Genomic DNA, 15,740 nt, shown 5'->3' on the forward strand with positions numbered 1-15,740 from the left:
CGTAGAGACGCGGACATGAGCGAACAACAGATGACCAACGCCCGCATCGTCCGCGCCCCGCGCGGACCGGAGAAGACCTGCCGCACCTGGGCCGCCGAGGGCGCGCTGCGGATGCTGATGAACAATCTGGACCCGGAGGTGGCCGAGCGGCCGCAGGACCTGGTCGTCTATGGCGGAATTGGCAAGGCGGCACGGGACTGGGCCAGCTTCGACCGGATCGTGCAGAGCCTGCGCGAACTGGGCGAGGACGAGAGCCTGCTGGTGCAGTCGGGCAAACCGGTGGGGGTGTTCCGCACCCACACCGACGCGCCGCGCGTGCTGATCGCCAACAGCAATCTGGTGCCCAAATGGGCCACCTGGGAGCATTTCCACGAGCTGGATCGCAAGGGCCTGGCCATGTACGGCCAGATGACCGCCGGGTCGTGGATCTACATCGGCACCCAGGGCATCGTTCAGGGCACCTATGAAACCTTCATGGAGGCCGGGCGCCAGCACCACGGCGGCGACTGGTCGGGCAAGTGGATCCTGACCGCCGGGCTGGGCGGCATGGGCGGGGCCCAGCCGCTGGCGGCGACCATGGCCGGCGCCTCGTGCATCGCCGTGGAGTGCCAGCGCAGCCGGATCGAGTTCCGCATCCGCACCCGCTACCTGGACGTCATGGCCGAGAGCGTGGACGAGGCGCTGAAGCTGCTGGAGCGGTCGCTCACGGAAGGAAAGCCGCTTTCGATCGGGCTCTTGGGGAACGCGGCGGAGGTTCTGCCTGAACTGGTGAGGCGTGGCGTCCGGCCCGACCTCGTGACCGATCAGACCAGCGCCCACGACCCGGTGAACGGCTATCTGCCCGCGGGCTGGACCGTGGGGGAGTGGGAGGAGAAGCGCGAGAGCGATCCTGCGGCGGTCGAGGCCGCGGCGCGGGCGTCGATGGCCGTGCACGTTCAGGCCATGCTGGACTTCCACGCTGCGGGCGTGCCGACGACCGACTACGGCAACAACATCCGGCAGGTGGCCTTCGACGAGGGCGTGAGCGACGCCTTCGCCTTCCCGGGGTTCGTGCCGGCGTACATCCGTCCGCTGTTCTGCCGCGGAATCGGGCCGTTCCGCTGGGCGGCGCTGACGGGAGATCCTGAGGACATCCGCAAGACCGATGCGGCGATGAAGCGGCTGTTTCCGGAAAACACGGGACTGCATCGCTGGCTGGACATGGCGGGCGAGCGGATCGCCTTCCAGGGCCTGCCGGCGCGCATCTGCTGGATCGGTCTGGGCGACCGGCACCGGGCGGGTCTGATGTTCAACGAGATGGTGGCGTCGGGCGAGCTGTCGGGGCCGATCGTGATCGGGCGGGATCATCTGGACTCCGGCTCGGTGGCGAGCCCGAACCGCGAGACGGAGGCGATGATGGACGGTTCGGACGCGGTGTCGGACTGGCCGCTGCTGAACGCCCTGCTGAACACGGCCTCGGGGGCCAGCTGGGTGTCGCTGCACCACGGGGGTGGGGTCGGCATGGGCTATTCCCAGCACTCAGGCGTCGTGATCGTGGCCGACGGCACGCCCGAGGCGGCGAAGCGGCTGGAGCGGGTGCTGTGGAACGACCCGGCGACGGGCGTCATGCGCCATGCCGACGCGGGCTATGAGATCGCGAAGGATGCGGCGCGCAAAAACGGGCTCAACCTGCCGAGCGTGGAACGCTGACGATGACCCACATCCAGATCGGTCGATCCCCCCTGACCCTGTCCCAGTTGCGTGCCGCCCTGGAAGGGCCGGTGACGCTTTCCCTGACCGATGCGGCCTGGGCCGACGTCGACGCGGGGGCTGCGACGGTGGCGGACATTCTGGCCAAGGGCCGGACGGTCTATGGCATCAACACCGGCTTCGGCCTGCTGGCCAACACCCGGATCGCGGCGGAAGACCTTGAGACGCTGCAGAAAAATCTGGTGCTGAGCCATGCCTGCGGGGTCGGCGATCGGCTGTCGCCGGGCGTGACCCGGCTGCTGATGGCGCTGAAGATCGCCAGCCTGTCGAAAGGGGCGTCGGGGGTGCGGCGCGACACGCTGCAGGCGCTGATCGACCTGGTGAACGGCGAGGTTCTGCCGGTCATCCCGGCCAAGGGGTCGGTGGGGGCGTCGGGCGACCTGGCGCCTCTGGCGCACATGAGCTGCGTGCTGATCGGCGTCGGCGAGGCCGTCGTCGGCGGTCGCGTCGTGGCGGCGGTCGAGGCGCTGGCGAGCGTCGGTCGCGAGCCCGTCGTGCTGGGGCCCAAGGAGGGGCTGGCGCTGCTGAACGGGACGCAGTGTTCCACGGCGCTGGCGCTGGCGGGGCTGTTCGCGGCGGAGGACGCGTTCGCGGCGGGGCTGGTGGCCGGGGCGCTGTCGGTCGACGCGCTGAAGGGGTCGGACGCGCCGTTCGATCCGCGCATCCACGCCCTGCGCGGCCAGCCGGGTCAGATCGAGGTGGCGCGGGTGCTGCGCGAACTGCTGTCCGGGTCGGCGATCCGGGACAGCCACCGCGACGACTGCGAGAAGGTGCAGGATCCCTACTCCCTCCGGTGCCAGCCGCAAGTGATGGGCGCCGGGCTGGACGTGCTGCGCGCCGCGGCGGCCACCCTGGTGCGCGAGGCCAATGCGGTGACGGACAATCCGCTGGTCTTCTTCGCCGAGGGCGACGTCATTTCCGGAGGGAACTTCCATGCGGAGCCCGTCGCTTTCGCAGCGGATCAGATCGCCCTGGTTCTCTGCGAGATCGGCAACATCTCCGAAAGGCGGACGTCGATCCTGGTCGACCCCAAGATGAGCGGCTTGCCGGCCTTTCTCGTGCGCGAAAGCGGGCTGAACTCCGGTTTCATGATCGCCCAGGTGACGGCCGCGGCCCTGGTGGCGGAGAACCGCATGCTCAGCCATCCGGCCAGCGTCGACACGGTGCCGACCAGCGCCAATCAGGAAGATCACGTGTCGATGGCCACCCACGGAGCCCGGCGCCTGCTGGACATGGCGGAGAACGCCGCGACGGTGGTCGGGATCGAACTGCTCGCCGCGGCGCAGGGCATCGACTTCCAGCGCCCGCTGAGGTCGTCGGAGCCGCTGGAACGGGCATGGGCCGTCGTCCGCGAGGCGGCGGCGGAGTACGCCGAGGACCATTATTTCGCGCCCGACATAGCGCGCGCGACCGCCACCGTCCGTGAGGGGCGGTGGCGGCCGTTCGTCGGAGATCTGCTGACCTGAGCCGTCAGGTCAGAGCATGGACATGCATTCCCGGCGCGCGTCCGCGAAATCGCCGGAACTCTCCGGGTCCATCAGCAGGGTGACGCCGAGCTCGGCGACCTGGGTCTCGACCTCGTCCTGGCTGAAGCCCAGGGCGGCGCCCGTCACGTAGGACCGCTCGGTGAATTGCATGCCCTCGGCCATCCGGGCCTCGAGCTGTTCGTCGGTCATGTTCTCCATGGTCACGATCAGATCGAGGGTGTCGACCGCCGCGCACAGGACGTTCATCAGGTGCTCTTCGCCGCCGTCGCGCCCTTCCAGCTCGTCCAGCCAGGCCAGATCCAGCTCCTCGTCACCGCCGTCGTCGTGATGGTCGTCGTCGAAGTCATCCATCACCGACGGGTCACCCCCGGAAACCAGCGTCAGGGTGTATGCGCCGGTCTCGCCGCCGCCCAGCGTGTTGGCCCGGATGAACCAGGGCCCGCCGTCGGTGCGGAACTCGGCGTGCGAATTCAGGCCGTCGCCCCAGTCGTCGTTGCTGACGTGCGTGGCGCCTTGGCAGTCGCGCCCCTTGCCGACGACCAGATAGGCGTCGAAGTCCTCGGAACCGTAATCGACCGTGTAGACGCCGGCCGGCGCGTTGAAGACCCAGCAGTCGTAATGGCTGCCGTCGTCCAGGGCAGGGTCGGACGCGGCGATCGTCCCGCGAACGGTCTGGCCGACCGAGATCGACTGCGCCGAAGCGGCGCCGGCGGCGAGGACGGCCGTCAGCGAGACGGCGGCGAAGAGAGCGTTGCGGCGCATATGCTTGAGATTCCCCCGGCCGGAAGCGGCCATGGAGGGACGCTACATCGTCCGCATCACTCCGTCATCTGACGCCGCCTGACGGGCGATCAGGGTTTGGGCTGCGGCCTGACCGTCAGCACGTAGCGGCCGGCCTCCTGGGCGCCGAAGCTGCCGGCGCGGATCACGTAGTCGCCGTCCTCGGGCGCTTCCCAGTCGAGACGGGCGTGAGTGTCCGAGAGGGAGTCGTCGTCGCTGCCGAGGACTTCGAATCCGCCGTCGTCCTTCTCGCGCCCGATCATGACGAAGGCGTCGAAGGCGTTGGACGCCAGTTCGATGCGCAGCGGCTCGCCTGCCTTGGCGTGGACGCGATAGCTGTCGAACCAGCTTCCGTCGGCCGCCGCGTCGTCGTTCTCGGACAGGGCGCCGCGCACCGAGGCGCCGACCAGCAAGCTGCCGGGCTCGGGCTTGGGGCCCCGGTCGATCAGCTCGACGGCGTAAAGCCCGTCCGCCTCGGGCCCGAGCGGCGACACGCGAAGGATGTAGTCGCCGTCGGCCGGAAGTGAGAAGTTGAGACGGGAGTCCGTGCCTTCTCCGAGCCCGTCGTCGTCGGAAGCCAGGTCGGTGAACTCGCCCTCCGCGGAGCCGATGCGCAGGAAGGCGTCGAAGTCGCCGGAGCGGAGGATCGCCTGGACGCGCTGCCCCTCCAGTCCGGAGAAGACGTAGGAATCGTAGCCTCGGTTCTCGGCGTCGCGGGAATCCGAGTCGTCTATCTCCCCCTCGATCCGCGCGCCGAAGGCCAGAGGCACGGCCGGCCGCTCGGGCGCGGCCTCGGTCAGCGACACCGAATAGGCGCCCACGCCGCCCGGGGCGAAGGCGCGGACCTCGACGCGGTAATCGCCGTCGGCAGGAAGGGTGAAGAGCAGGCGGGAATCCGTTCCCTCCGGTCCGCCGTCGTCGTCCTCGGCAAGGACCTGCGACGGGTCGGTCTCCGCCCGCAGCTCGACGTAGGCGTCGAAGGCCGACGAGGTCACGTCGATCTGCGCGCGCTGACCGCTCGCGCCCGAGAATCGGTACACGTCGACCACGGTGCCGTCGGCGTTGACGCCGTCGGTCAGGGCGAGGTCGCCCTGGACGGTCGCGCCCCAGTCCAGAGCGACGGCGGGAGCCACGGGCGGGGCCTCGGCCAGGGTCAGGACATAGGCGCCGTCGTCATTTCCGACCGGCGTGACGCGGATCAGGAACTCGCCGAACGACGGGGCCTGGAACACCAGACGCGAGTTCAGTCCCTGACCGTCGTCGTCGTTGACGGCCAGTTCGACGAAGTCCCCGCCAGTGCCCTGCCCCACCTGGAGCATCGGGTCGAAGGCATCGGACCTCAAGGTGATGAGGACGCGCTCGCCTTCCCGCAGGCGCAGCGAGTACGCATCGTAGCGGACGCCGTCCTCGGTCTCCGGGTCACGGTCTGACAGGTCGCCGTTCACCGACCGTCCGATGCGCGCCCCGGTCGGGCGCGGCGCGCGCGGAGCCGGCGGGCGCTCGGTCAGTGCGAGCGAATAGGGTCCCAGCGCCTCGCTCTCGAAGCCACGGGCACGCACGATCCAGTCGCCGGCCGGGGCGGTGAACCGCAGGCGGGCGTCGGTGCCGGACAGCGAATCGTCGTCGGACCATTCGGGCCCGTCGGCTTCGCCGTCGGCCGGCCAGACCTCAAGGTAGGCGTCGAAAGCCGTGGAGGTCAGGGTCAGCTCGACCCGCTGGCCCTCCCGGGTGGTGAACCTCCAGGCGTCGTAGCGATACCCGCCGTCCTCGACGCGTGCGTCTTCGGCCGTCAACTCGCCGGACGCGACGCGGCCGAAGGAAAGGGCCTCCTGGGCCGCAGCGGGCGTCGCGGCCAGCAGCAGGCCGGAAAGGGCGACCCCCGCGAGCGTTTGAAGACGGTTCATGGCGGACTTCTCCCCGAGACGGTCCCGATCATAGACGCCAGCCCCCCCGCCCTGTAAATCGCGCGCCGTCCCCCAAGCGACTTTCCCCCGAGGCCCGGCTCATGTCCGACTCCGTTCCCGCGCGCATCATCGACGGCAAGGCGTTCGCCTCGGGGCTGGTGGACCGCGTTGCCGCCGCGGCGGAGCGGCTCCGCGGGAAGACCGGCGTGCGGCCGGGGCTGGCGGCGGTGATCGTCGGCGACGATCCGGCCAGCCGCATCTATGTGAAGTCGAAGGGCGAACGGGCCGAAGCGGCGGGCTTCCACTCCGAGACCGTGCGCCTGCCCGAGGAAACGACGCAGGCCGAACTGCTGGCGGTCGTCGAGCGGCTGAACGGAGATAGGGCGATCCACGGCATTCTGGTGCAGCTGCCGCTGCCGCCGCAAATCGGCGCCGACGCCGTGCTGGCGGCGATCGATCCGGACAAGGACGTGGACGGCTTTCATGTGGTCAACGCCGGGCGGCTGGCCACGGGCGGGCGCGGGCTGGTCCCCTGCACGCCGCTGGGGTGCCTGATGCTTCTGAAGCATGAGCTGGGGGACCTGTCCGGGCTGGAGGCCGTTGTCGTGGGGCGCTCCAACATCGTCGGCAAACCGATGGTCCAGCTGCTGCTGGGCGAGAGCTGCACGGTCACGGTGGCGCATTCCCGGACGCGCGATCTGCCGGAGGTGTGCCGCCGCGCGGACATTCTGGTCGCGGCCGTCGGGCGACCGGAGATGGTCCGCGGTGACTGGATCAAGCCCGGCGCGACGGTGATCGACGTGGGCATCAACCGCGTGCCCTCGAAGGAACCTGCGAGGGCTGCGGAAGGGAAGACCCGCGTGGTCGGCGACGTGGCGTTCGACGAGGCGGCGGCGGTGGCCGGCGCGATCACGCCGGTGCCGGGCGGAGTCGGCCCGATGACCATCGCCGTGCTGCTGGCCAACACCTATGCGGCCGCGTGCGCGGCGGCAGGCGTGGAGGCCGAGCCGCTGGACGCTTGAAGCGGCGTCATGAAGGGCTGATATATCAAGGAAGCGGCGATCCGGCCGCGTTCGGGAAGGGCTGTCTCGATGATGCGTGTTAACCCCCGTCTCGCCGCGGTCGCGGCGGTCGTCGTGCTGGCGCCGGCTGTGTCCGGCTGCGGCGTGAACGCCATTCCGACGAACGAGGAGAACGCGAGGGCCAAGTGGGCCGACGTGCAGGCGGCCTACCAGCGACGCGCCGACCTGATCCCCAACCTCGTGGCCACGGTGCAGGCGGCCGCCATCGCCGAGCGGACCACGCTGACGCAGGTCATCGAGGCGCGGTCGCGGGCCACGTCGATCCAGCTGACGCCCGAGATGCTGAACGATCCGGCGGCGATGCAGCGGTATCAGGCCGCGCAGGGAGAGCTGACGCAGGCCCTGAGCCGGCTCATGCTGGTGGTGGAGCAGTATCCGCAGATCCAGTCGAACCAGAACTTCATCGCCCTGCAGAGCCAGCTGGAAGGCACGGAGAACCGCATCAACATCGCGCGGCGCGATTACAACGAGGCCGTGCGCGCGCACAACACGGCGCTGCGGACCTTCCCGACGGTGATCTGGGCCAACACGATCCATGCGGGCTCGGGGCCGATGCAGCCGTTCCAGGCCAATGAGGCGGCGCAGAGCGCGCCGACGGTCACCTTCGACGTCGCGCCGGGGGCAGCTCCCGGCTCGGCCCCGCCGGCGCCGACCCCGGCCCGGTGATCCGCTCGCCGAGAGCGGCGGGAGCGGCGCTGGTCGTCGCCCTCGCCTGGCTGTGCGCCGCCGTCCCCGGGGTCGCGCAGGAGCTGCAGTTCCCCGCCCTGACGGGGCGGGTGGTCGATCAGGCCAACCTGCTGTCGCCGGCGAAAGAAGCCGAGCTGGCGACCCGGCTGGAGACGCTGGAGCGGGACACGTCCGACCAGCTGGTCGTGGTCACGGTCGACAGCCTGCAGGACCGCGACATCGCCGACTACGGCTATCAGCTGGGCCGGGCCTGGGGCATCGGGCAGTCCGAAGAGAACAACGGCGTCCTGTTGATCGTCGCGCCGAACGAACGAAAGGTGCGTATCGAGGTCGGTTACGGACTGGAGCCGATCCTGACCGACGCCCTGTCGGCCCTGATCATCCACGAACGGATCCTGCCCGCCTTCCGCGAGGGCGGCTACGAGCGCGGGATCACCAACGGGGTGGAGGCGATCGAGAGCCAGCTGCGGCTGGATCCGGAGGAGGCCCAGGCGCGCGCCGCGGCGGCGGAATCGCCCGACGCCGAGGTGCCGGTCGCCATCATCCTGTTCATCCTGTTCGTCGTCTTCATGGTCTTCATCAGCTTCGTCAGCGCCGTGTCGCGCGCCGGCCGACGGCGCAAGGGGCGCGGCGGCAAGGACGACGACGGGGACGGCATGACGCCGATCCTGATCTGGGCGGCGGCCGAGGCCCTGAGCGGCGCTGCGCGGGGGGGACGCGGCGGGGGCTGGGGCGGCGGAGGATTCGGGGGCGGAGGATTCGGGGGCGGAGGCGGCAGCTTCGGCGGCGGCGGCGCCTCGGGAGGCTGGTGATGAAGATGACCCCCGACGATCACGCCCGCGTGGCGGCGGCCATCGCCGAAGCGGAGAAGGCCACCAGCGGCGAGATTTTCTGCGTCTTCGCCCGCAGGGTGTCCGGCTACTGGGACGTGCTGCTCGGCTGGGCGGCCGCGGCGGCGCTGATCCTGCCCCTGCTGGCGATTCCGCTGGGCCTGGATCCGAGCGACCTGCCCAGCTTCGCTCACGGCTGGAGCGTGGGACATGCGGCGGCCGCCGGATCCGAAGCCGGAACGGCGATCGCGGTTCACGCGGTGCTGCAGCTGGCGACCTTCGTAGCGGTGCTGCTGCTCGGCCTGATCCCCGCGGTGCGCCGCTGGCTGACGCCGTCGGCCATACGCCGCGACCGGGTGCGGCGCGCGGCGCTGAACCAGTTTCTGGCCCATGGGCTGCACGTGACCGAAGCCAGGACCGGCGTGCTGATCTTCGCCGCCGACGCCGACCATCGCGTCGAGGTGATCGCCGACAAGGGCATCCACGAGAAGGTGCCGGAGGACGTCTGGGCCGACGCGGCCGCGGCGCTGGTCGCGGGGATGAAGCGCAAGGCGCCTGCGGACGGATTCGTCCGGGCCGTGGAGCTGTGCGGAGGCGTGCTGGCGGAACACTTCCCGCCGCGCCCGGCCAATCCGAACGAAGTGCCCGACCGGCTCGTGGAGATCTGAGCGCCCCCTGACGGCCATGATCGGCCTTTAGGCGACGCATGCCTCATGCCCCGTCTCGTCACCTACAACGTCCATCGATGCGTCGGAGTCGACCGCCGGCTCGACGTCGACCGCGTCGTCGCGGTCATCGCCGAGCTGGAGCCGGACGTGGTCTGCCTGCAGGAGCTGGACGTCGGTCGGGCGCGGACGGGCCACGTCGATCAGGCCCAATCAATCGCCGACAAGCTGGCCATGGCGGTCCGCTTTCATCCGGCCATGCGCGTGGAGGCGGAGCTTTACGGCGACGCCATCCTGACGCCCCACCCCGAGCGGCTGGTCCGCGCCGGCCCTCTGCCCACGCTCCCGAACGTGCCGGGGCTGGAACCCCGCGGGGCCCTCTGGGCCCAGATCGACATGGGCGCGGCGACAGTGAACGTGATCAACACCCATTTGGGCCTCGTGCCGCGCGAGCAGAGGCTGCAGACGGCGGCATTGGCGGGCAGGGATTGGCTGGGGTCGGACCTGTGCGTGGGCCCGACCATCCTGTGCGGCGACTTCAACGCCACGTCGATGACCCGGCCCTATCGGACCCTTTGCGGAACGGGTCTGGAGGACGCCCAGCGCAAACTGGGCGTCAGGCCTTCGGTGAAGACCTTCCCCTCCGCCTATCCGGCGATCCGCATCGACCATGCCTTCGTCAGCCGCGAGATTCGGGTGACGGGCGCGCACGCCCCCTTCTCCCCGCTTGCCCGAATGGCCTCCGACCACCTGCCGCTGGCGTTCGATTTCGAGGTCGACGGCTAGCCGAGATCGAGGTGGGCCGCACCGCGGAGGATCGCCTCGGAGCGCGGCGAATGTGCGCCGCCCTGATCATGCAGCACCAACGGGGGCAGCAGCACCAGAGGCGCCCTGCCGAGCCGCACCGCCTTCACGAGCACGCGCTTGGCCGGCCGATCCGCATACGGATGAATGGGCAGGATGCGGAAGGAGCCCGCCTTGCGGCCCAGGAGAGACAGCAGATCGGCCAGCCGGTCGGCCCGGTGGATCAACAGGATCGTGCCTCCGTCCCGGACCCCGGCCAACAGGAATTCGGTCCACGCCTCCAGCCCGGCGTCGGCCATCCACGCCGCCCGCTTGCCCGGCGACGGGGCGCGCAGCGCCGAGGCGTCGTCGAAGAAGGGCGGATTGCTGACGGCCCAGTCGGCGCGTGGACGCTCGAGCGCCGTGAAGCCTGCGGCCACGTCGAATTCCCGCACCTCGCCGTCAAGCCGGTTGAGCGCGAGGTTTCGCATGGCGAGGACGGCCGTCGGCGCGTCGCGCTCGACGCCCAGCAGGCGGACGCCGGGCCGACGGACGCCGACCTGACACAGGACCGCGCCCGCCCCGCACCCCGCCTCCAGCACCGTGTCTCCCGGCGCCGCGGCGATCGCGGCCGCCAGAATCGCGGCGTCCATCCCCGCGCGATAGCCGTCGCGCGGCTGCAACAGCCGGACGCGGCCGTTGAGCAGCGGGGTTTCCTCGACCTCAGGTGCGACGGTCACGCGCTTGACCCGTTCATGGGCGGTCACCATTGTGCGCCGCGTCGTCATGAGGCAAGGCGGCGTCCGTGTTTCCCCGCCCTCACGCCTGAAAGTGCCGCCTTTGGACGCCGTCACCGCGCCCCTTCACCGCCCCGCCGGACAGGTCGACGACCTGGTGCGGATGGCCGGGCCGGACATGGCGGCGGTCGACGCCCTGATCATCGACCGGATGCAGTCCGACGTGCCGGTGATTCCGATGCTTGCCGAGCATCTGGTCGGCGCCGGCGGAAAACGACTGCGCCCCCTGCTGACCGTCGCGGCGGCGCGCGCGGCGGGCGCCGACGGTCCACTGAATGCGCCGCTGAAGCTGGCGGCGGCGGTGGAGTTCATCCACACCGCCACGCTGTTGCACGACGACGTGGTGGACGTGTCGGAACTGCGGCGGGGCAAGGTGGCGGCGCACCTGATCTGGGGGGCTCCGTCCAGCGTGCTGGTCGGCGACTTCCTGTTCGCGCGCGCCTTCGAACTGATGGTCGAAACCGACGACATGCGGGCGCTGGGCATCCTCGCCAAGGCCTCGTCGGTGATTTCGGAAGGCGAGGTGCTGCAGCTGACTCGGGCGCATGACCTGAACCTGGACCGCGACACCTACCTGAAGATCATCGGCGCCAAGACCGCCGAGCTGTTCGCCGCCGCCGCGGAATCGGGTGCCGTCGGCGCGGGCGCGTCGGGCGAGGCATCGGCGGCGCTGCGCGACTACGGCATGGCGCTGGGGCTGGCCTTCCAGTTGGCGGACGACGCTCTTGACTACGGCGGCACGGCCGAAGCTCTGGGCAAGAACGCCGGCGACGACTTCCGCGAGGGCAAGGCCACCCTGCCCCTGCTGCTGGCGGCCGCACGCACGAGGGGTCGCGAGGACGCCTTCTGGGAGCGCACCATCACGAAAGGCGAGCGGACCGAGGACGACTTCCGCCGTGCGCGCGAGCTGGTGATCGGCACGGGCGCGCTGGGCGCGACCTTGGACGAGGCCGGCGCCTTCGCCGACCGGGCCAAGGCGGCGCTGGGCGCCCTGCCCGCGTCCGACTGGCGGGTCGCACTGGAAGACCTGGCCGACTTCGCCGTCAGCCGGGCGGCTTAACGCAGGCTGGCGCAGAACCGCTGGATGCGGCGGCAGCCCTCCTCCAGCACGTCCTCGGACGTCGCATAGCTGATCCGGAAATAGGGGCTCAGGCCGAAGGCCGAGCCCTGGACCACCGCCACGCCCTCGGCGTCGAGCAGGGCCGAGACGAAGGCGTCGTCGGAATCGATCACCGAGCCGTCCGGCGCGGTCTTGCCGATCAGGCCTTCGACCGACGGATAGACGTAGAAGGCGCCCTCAGGCGTCGGGCAGCGCAGGCCGGTGGCCTGGTTCAGCATGGACACGACGAGGTCGCGGCGGCGTTCGAAGGCGGCGGCGCGCTCCCTGATGAAGTCCTGCGGGCCGTTCAGGGCCTCCACGGCCGCCCACTGGCTGATCGACGACGGGTTCGACGTGGTCTGCCCGGCGACCTTGCGCATCAGGTCGATCAGCGGCCTGGGTCCGCCCGCGTAGCCGATGCGCCAGCCGGTCATCGCATAGGCCTTGCTTACGCCGTTCACCGTCAGGGTGCGGTCGATCAGGTCGGGCGCGACCTGGGCGAAGGTCAGATAGTCGAAGTCGCCGTAGATCAGATGCTCGTACATGTCGTCGGTCATCACCCAGACGTGCGGGTGACGGCGGACGACGGCGGCCAGGGCTTCCAGCTCCGGCCCGGTGTAGGCGGCGCCGGTGGGATTCGACGGGCTGTTGAGGATCAGCCACTTCGTCCGCGACGTGATCGCCGCCTCGAGCGCCTCAGGCCGCAGCTTGAAGCCGTCGACCTCGTGCCCGACGACCGTCACAGGTTCGCCGCCCGCCAGCAGGACCATGTCGGGGTAGCTGACCCAATAGGGCGCGGGCACGATGACCTCGTCGCCGGGCGACAGAGTGGCCGCCAGGGCGTTGTAGAGCACCGCCTTGCCGCCCGGGGCGACGTGGATCTGGTTCGTCTCGTAGGCCAGACCATTCTCGCGCGCGAACTTGGCGACGACGGCGGCCTTCAGTTCGGGGATGCCGTCCACATCGGTGTACTTCGTCTCGCCGCGCGTGATGGCGTCGATGGCGGCGCGCTTGACGTTCTCCGGCGTGTCGAAGTCCGGCTCGCCCGCGCCGAGGCCGATCACGTCGCGCCCCTCGCGTTTCAGCTCACGCGCCCGCGCCGTGACCGCCAGCGTCGCCGACGGCTTCACGCGTGCGAGGGCTGAGGACTGAAGCTGGCTCATGTCGGCGATCTCATGCGTGCGGGGAGGCCCCGGCTGTTTACGGGCGGGGGGGCGTGAGGGCAAATGGGGGGATGATCCGCCGCGTCCTCGACTTCGTCCTGAACATGGAGGCGGCGCGATGGCGCGCCGTGGCGGCCACGACAGTGCTGCTGCTGGCGGTCGTGGGACTGTTCCTGCTGGGCAAGCAGGCGCTGGGGCTGCACGCCGAAGAGAAGCTGCGTCACTGGCTGGAGGGGTATGCGGGCAGTCCCTGGGCGTTTGCGGCGACGATGGCACTTTTTGTGGTCGCGGCCTTCGTCGGCGCGCCGCAGTTCATTCTGATCGCCGCCTGCGTGGTGGCGTTCGGGCCGTCTCTGGGGTTCTGGTACAGCTGGGCCGCGACGGTGATCTCCGCGGGCGTGACCTATTGGCTGGGGCGTGGCCCGACCGCACGCACGCTGGAGCGGCTGGGCGGCTCCACGGCGGCGCGGCTGAAGCGCTTCGTGGGCAAGAACGCCTTCTATGCCAGCTTCATGATCCGGAACGTGCCGTCGGCGCCCTTCATCGTCGTCAACATGGCGTTCGGGGCCACGCGAGCGAACTTCTGGTCGTTTCTGATCGGCTGCGCGCTGGGCGTCCTGCCCAAGACGGCGCTGGTGGCCTTCTTCGGCGGGGCGGTGGCGGCGGCGGCGAGCGGCGACGGGACGTGGACGAGCCTGATCCTCGCGGGTGTGGCGGTGGTCTGGCTGGGCGTCATGCTGCTGGTGCGCGAGTGGGTGAAGCGACGGGAATCGAATCGCAACTAGGTCGGTTGCATTAAGGCGCAACCTGTCCCACATGCGGGCCGTTCAACCGGCAAGGAGGCCCGCAATGACCACCACCCTGTTCATCTCGCCCGGCGCCTGCGCCATGGCTTCGCACGTCGCCCTGCTGGAAGCCGGCGCGCCACACGAGACCACGGTCGTCGATCTGAAGAAGGGCGAGCAGCGGACGCCGGAGTATCTGTCGGTGAATCCGGCCGGATCGACGCCGGCGCTGCGGACGGACAGGGGCGTGATCACCCAGAACGCCGCCATCCTCGGCTGGGTCGCGGAAACCTTCCGCGAACGGGACCTGGCCCCGGTCGACGATCCGTTCGAGTACGCGCGGTTCAACGCCTTCAACGGCTGGCTCTCGTCGTCGCTGCATCCGGCGCTGGGCAAGGTGCTGTTCAGCCGGCCGGCCCTGGAAGGCGAAGCGAGGGCGCACGCGGTCGAGTTCGCGCTGGGCAAGCTGGACCTGGCGGAACAGCATCTCGTCGAAGGGCCGTGGGTGTTCGGCGAGACGTGGACGCTGTCCGACGGCTACCTGATGGTGTTCGAGCGCTGGGCGCGTCAGGCGGGCCTGCTGGACAAGGCGCGCTACCCCAAACTGAACGCTCATCTCGACCTCGTGCAGTCGCGCGACGCCGTGAAGAAGATGCTGACCGTCGAGGGTCTGCAGCCCGTCTAGGCCCAACGGCCGCGGGTCGGCGGAAGCGCGGTGCGTCGGGGGTTGTAATCCCCGGCGCACACGGGCAAACGGGCCGCAGGTCGGCTCGACGAAATCGATCAGGAACGGATCGCGCGAGGGGATGCGTGCGGGACGGGGCGTCGTCGCAGCGGGCCGGTTTCGCTGTCCGCCCCTCAAAGGCCCCAATCCGAACGGTATCCCACGCCCATGCACCTTTTCGGCATGATTTCGAACGACATCGCCATCGACCTCGGGACGGCGAACACCCTGATCTACATGAAGGGCAAGGGGATCGTCCTGAACGAGCCTTCCGTCGTGGCGCTGAGGAACGTGGGCGGGCGCAAGATCGTGCACGCGGTGGGCATCGAGGCCAAGCAGATGCTGGGCCGCACGCCGGGCCACATGGAGGCCATCCGCCCCATGCGCGACGGCGTCATCGCCGACTTCGAAGTCGCCGAGGAGATGATCAAGCACTTCATCCGCAAGGTTCACAACCGCAAGGGCTTCGTGAACCCGAAGGTGATCGTGTGCGTGCCGTCGGGGGCCACGGCGGTCGAGCGCCGCGCCATCAACGACTCCTGCCTGAACGCCTCGGCCCGCCGCGTGGGCCTGATCGACGAGCCGATGGCCGCCGCGATCGGCGCCGGCCTGCCGATCCACGAGCCGACCGGTTCGATGGTCGTCGACATCGGCGGGGGCACCACCGAGGTGGCCGTGCTGTCGCTGTCGGGCATCGTCTATTCACGCTCGGTGCGCGTGGGCGGCGACAAGATGGACGAGGCGATCATCAGCTACATGCGCCGCAACCACAACCTGCTGATCGGCGAAACCACGGCCGAGCGCATCAAGAAGGACATCGGCACCGCCCGCATCCCGGCCGACGGCGAAGGCCTGTCGATCGAAGTGAAGGGTCGCGACCTCATGCAGGGCGTGCCGCGCGAGGTTCGCATGAGCGAGCGCCAGGCCGCCGAAGCCCTGGCCGAACCGGTCAGCCAGATCATCGAGGCCGTGAAGGTCGCGCTGGAGGCCACTCCGCCGGAACTGGCCGCCGACATCGCCGACAAGGGCATCATGTTGACCGGCGGCGGCGCGCTGCTCCGCGGTCTGGATGCGGAAATCCGCGATCACACCGGCCTGCCGGTGTCGGTCGCCGACGATCCGCTGAGCTGCGTGGCCATCGGCTGCGGCCGCGTGCTGGAGCACCCTCGCTGGATGAAGGGCGTGCTGGATTCCGCGCTCTGATT

At 70.1% G+C, this 15,740-nt stretch carries 15 protein-coding genes; 11 read left to right on the forward strand and 4 right to left on the reverse strand.

The window, feature by feature from the left end:
• Positions 1 to 30 precede the first annotated feature (30 nt).
• Entirely contained in the window at positions 31 to 1,689 is a 1,659-nt protein-coding gene (gene hutU, locus EFJ44_RS11685; protein ID WP_420897393.1) for a urocanate hydratase, read from the forward strand.
• A 2-nt stretch (positions 1,690 to 1,691) separates the two neighbouring features.
• Positions 1,692 to 3,215, forward strand: coding sequence for a histidine ammonia-lyase (gene hutH / locus EFJ44_RS11690; RefSeq protein WP_125257370.1), 1,524 nt, complete (start codon positions 1,692 to 1,694; stop codon positions 3,213 to 3,215).
• A gap of 9 nt (positions 3,216 to 3,224) precedes the next feature.
• Here hutH and EFJ44_RS11695 read toward each other — a convergent pair whose 3' ends face one another.
• Together EFJ44_RS11695 and EFJ44_RS11700 are read right to left on the reverse strand one after the other, a co-directional pair.
• A complete protein-coding gene (locus EFJ44_RS11695) occupies positions 3,225 to 3,998 on the reverse strand; it encodes a hypothetical protein (protein ID WP_125257371.1) in 774 nt (257 codons plus the stop codon).
• Between the two features lie 89 nt (positions 3,999 to 4,087).
• Positions 4,088 to 5,920, reverse strand: coding sequence for a PPC domain-containing protein (locus EFJ44_RS11700; RefSeq protein ID WP_125257372.1), 1,833 nt, complete (start codon positions 5,918 to 5,920; stop codon positions 4,088 to 4,090).
• 101 nt (positions 5,921 to 6,021) lie between these two features.
• Between EFJ44_RS11700 and folD the strand changes: the two genes are divergently transcribed.
• The 5 genes from folD (at position 6,022) to EFJ44_RS11725 (ending at position 9,970) form a co-directional block, all read left to right on the forward strand.
• On the forward strand, positions 6,022 to 6,942 hold the full coding sequence (folD, locus tag EFJ44_RS11705; protein WP_125257373.1) for a bifunctional methylenetetrahydrofolate dehydrogenase/methenyltetrahydrofolate cyclohydrolase FolD: 921 nt from the start codon (positions 6,022 to 6,024) through the stop codon (positions 6,940 to 6,942).
• Between the two features lie 69 nt (positions 6,943 to 7,011).
• Positions 7,012 to 7,668: a LemA family protein gene (locus EFJ44_RS11710; protein ID WP_125257374.1), complete on the forward strand. Its 657-nt coding sequence runs from the start codon at positions 7,012 to 7,014 to the stop codon at positions 7,666 to 7,668.
• Positions 7,665 to 8,501, forward strand: coding sequence for a TPM domain-containing protein (locus EFJ44_RS11715; protein WP_125257375.1), 837 nt, complete (start codon positions 7,665 to 7,667; stop codon positions 8,499 to 8,501). Before EFJ44_RS11710 ends, EFJ44_RS11715 begins: the two co-directional genes overlap by 4 nt.
• Positions 8,501 to 9,187, forward strand: a complete 687-nt coding sequence (locus tag EFJ44_RS11720) for a TPM domain-containing protein (RefSeq protein ID WP_241209779.1) — start codon at positions 8,501 to 8,503, stop codon at positions 9,185 to 9,187. Before EFJ44_RS11715 ends, EFJ44_RS11720 begins: the two co-directional genes overlap by 1 nt.
• Before the next feature lie 45 nt (positions 9,188 to 9,232).
• Entirely contained in the window at positions 9,233 to 9,970 is a 738-nt protein-coding gene (locus tag EFJ44_RS11725) for an endonuclease/exonuclease/phosphatase family protein (RefSeq protein ID WP_125257376.1), read from the forward strand.
• On the opposite strand, the gene EFJ44_RS11730 is transcribed toward EFJ44_RS11725, so the two are convergent.
• Positions 9,967 to 10,707 (reverse strand): tRNA1(Val) (adenine(37)-N6)-methyltransferase, encoded by a 741-nt coding sequence (locus EFJ44_RS11730; protein ID WP_241209780.1) that lies wholly within the window; start codon positions 10,705 to 10,707, stop codon positions 9,967 to 9,969. The genes EFJ44_RS11725 and EFJ44_RS11730 overlap by 4 nt on opposite strands.
• A 100-nt stretch (positions 10,708 to 10,807) precedes the next feature.
• On the opposite strand from EFJ44_RS11730, the gene EFJ44_RS11735 reads away from it, so the two are divergent.
• On the forward strand, positions 10,808 to 11,824 hold the full coding sequence (locus tag EFJ44_RS11735) for a polyprenyl synthetase family protein (protein ID WP_420897394.1): 1,017 nt from the start codon (positions 10,808 to 10,810) through the stop codon (positions 11,822 to 11,824).
• On the opposite strand, the gene EFJ44_RS11740 is transcribed toward EFJ44_RS11735, so the two are convergent.
• On the reverse strand, positions 11,821 to 13,026 hold the full coding sequence (locus EFJ44_RS11740) for a pyridoxal phosphate-dependent aminotransferase (protein ID WP_125257379.1): 1,206 nt from the start codon (positions 13,024 to 13,026) through the stop codon (positions 11,821 to 11,823). The genes EFJ44_RS11735 and EFJ44_RS11740 overlap by 4 nt on opposite strands.
• Before the next feature lie 71 nt (positions 13,027 to 13,097).
• Here EFJ44_RS11740 and EFJ44_RS11745 point away from each other — a divergent pair, with 71 nt between their 5' ends.
• The 3 genes from EFJ44_RS11745 (at position 13,098) to EFJ44_RS11755 (ending at position 15,738) form a co-directional block, all read left to right on the forward strand.
• On the forward strand, positions 13,098 to 13,811 hold the full coding sequence (locus EFJ44_RS11745; RefSeq protein ID WP_241209781.1) for a TVP38/TMEM64 family protein: 714 nt from the start codon (positions 13,098 to 13,100) through the stop codon (positions 13,809 to 13,811).
• A 64-nt stretch (positions 13,812 to 13,875) separates the two neighbouring features.
• A complete protein-coding gene (locus tag EFJ44_RS11750; RefSeq protein ID WP_125257380.1) occupies positions 13,876 to 14,496 on the forward strand; it encodes a glutathione S-transferase family protein in 621 nt (206 codons plus the stop codon).
• A 207-nt stretch (positions 14,497 to 14,703) separates the two neighbouring features.
• Positions 14,704 to 15,738, forward strand: a complete 1,035-nt coding sequence (locus EFJ44_RS11755) for a rod shape-determining protein (protein WP_125257381.1) — start codon at positions 14,704 to 14,706, stop codon at positions 15,736 to 15,738.
• Positions 15,739 to 15,740: the final 2 nt, after the last annotated feature.

This window comes from Brevundimonas fluminis (assembly GCF_003934285.1).
Lineage (GTDB): Bacteria > Pseudomonadota > Alphaproteobacteria > Caulobacterales > Caulobacteraceae > Brevundimonas > Brevundimonas fluminis.